This is a genomic window from Mesorhizobium sp. M7A.F.Ca.ET.027.02.1.1, assembly GCF_004022985.1.
Classification (GTDB): domain Bacteria; phylum Pseudomonadota; class Alphaproteobacteria; order Rhizobiales; family Rhizobiaceae; genus Mesorhizobium.
The window spans coordinates 1-1751 of the sequence record NZ_RZOL01000688.1; the positions used below are offsets into that span (position 1 = coordinate 1).

1 protein-coding gene is annotated in these 1751 nt (G+C 67.0%); it reads right to left on the minus strand.

Features of this window, described 5'->3' with window-relative positions; all coding sequences use genetic code 11:
• A partial coding sequence (locus EN749_RS35130) for an amino acid adenylation domain-containing protein (RefSeq protein WP_128364891.1) occupies nt 1-1751 on the minus strand: 1751 nt, incomplete at both ends.

Below are 1751 nucleotides of genomic sequence, written 5' to 3' on the forward strand. Positions count from 1 at the left end.
ACGGCCAGCAGCGAGTGGCCGCCGAGTTCGAAGAAGTGGTCGTGGCGCCCGACCCGCTCGACACCGAGAAGCTCCGCCCAGATCTGCGCCAGCGCCGTCTCGACCGCGCCGCGCGGCGCCTCATAGCTGCGGCGCGCATAGGCGTCGTCGGCCGGCGCCGGCAGTGCCTTGCGGTCGAGCTTGCCGTTCGGCGTCAAGGGCAGCGCCGCAAGCCGCACGAACGCCGACGGCACCATGTAGTCCGGCAGCCGCGCACCCAGATGCGCGCGCAAGGCGCCGGCAAGCCCGCCTCCATCGTCGTCGTCCGAGCCGGCCTCGGGCGCGCACACCACATAGGCGACAAGATGCTTGTCGCCGGCGCGGTCCTGGCGCGCCACCACCGCCGCCTCGCGCAGCCAGGCATGCTCGCAAAGCCGCGCCGCGATCTCGCCCGGCTCGATGCGGAAGCCGCGGATCTTCACCTGCTCGTCGTTGCGGCCCAAAAACTCCAGATTGCCGTCCGGCAGATAGCGCGCCAGATCGCCAGTCCGGTACAGCCGATCGCCGTCCACAAACGGGCTGGCGATGAACCGCTCCGCCGTCAGCTCAGGGCGGTTCAGGTAGCCCCGCGCAACGCCTGCCCCGCCAATGCAAAGCTCGCCCACCGCCCCGAACGGCACCGGCCCACCATGCCCGTCCAGAAGATACACCCGCGTGTTGGCGATCGGACGCCCGATCGGGACAACTGACCCGTCAAAATCAGCCGGGCAAGTCCAGGCTGTAACGTCGATAGCTGCTTCCGTGGGACCGTATAGATTGTGCAGGCCAGTCCAAGGCAATACGCGCCGAACCTTCTGCGCAAGGGAGGCAGGAAGCGCCTCGCCACTGCACACGAGACGCTGCAGCGATGTGCAGCGATCAACACCATTCGTGTCCATAAAGCTGACCAGCATGGATGGTACAAAGTGTGCAGTGGTGATGCGTTGGCTGATTATCAAGTTTACAAGCGCATCGGGGTCTTTGTGTGCAGCCGGAGGCGCCAGCACCAGGGTCGCCCCTTCCAGCAACGTCCAGAAGAATTCCCAGGCCGAGACGTCGAAGCCAAATGGCGTCTTCTGCAAGACGACGTCAGTCGCATTGAGAGCGTAGGCTTTCTGCATCCAGATCAGGCGATTGATAATAGCCCGATGCTCATTCTGTGCCCCTTTTGGGGTTCCGGTTGATCCGGAGGTGTAGATGACATAGGCGAGATGGCGCGCGGTCAGGCCGAGCGCCCGCGGGTCGGGATCGCAGGCGGGCAGCTCGGCCCAGGCCGGGGTGACCGTCTCCAGATCGACCACACTGACATCGGCCAGCGCCTCGGCGCCGAGCGCGGCGCGGCCGGCCGCGTCGCAAAGCAGCAGCCGCGGCGCGGCATCGTCGACAACCTGCCGCAGCCGCGCGCAGGGATAGGCCGGGTCCAGCGGCAGATAGGCGCCGCCGGCCTTGAGGATCGCCAAAAGCCCGACCACCATCGCCGGGCTGCGCTCCAGGCAGATCGCCACCGGCTGATCCGGCCTGACCCCGAGCCCGATCAGATGATGCGCCAGCCGGTTGGCCCGCGCATTGAGCTCGCCATAGCTCAACCGCTCGTCCTCGAAGACCAGCGCCACCGCCTCCGGCGCCTTTTGCACCTGCTGCTCGAACAGTTCATGGATGCACCGCTCCGACGGATAGGCCGCCGCCGTCCGGTTCAGCTCCTCCAGCAGATACGCACGCTCCGCAGCCGGCAG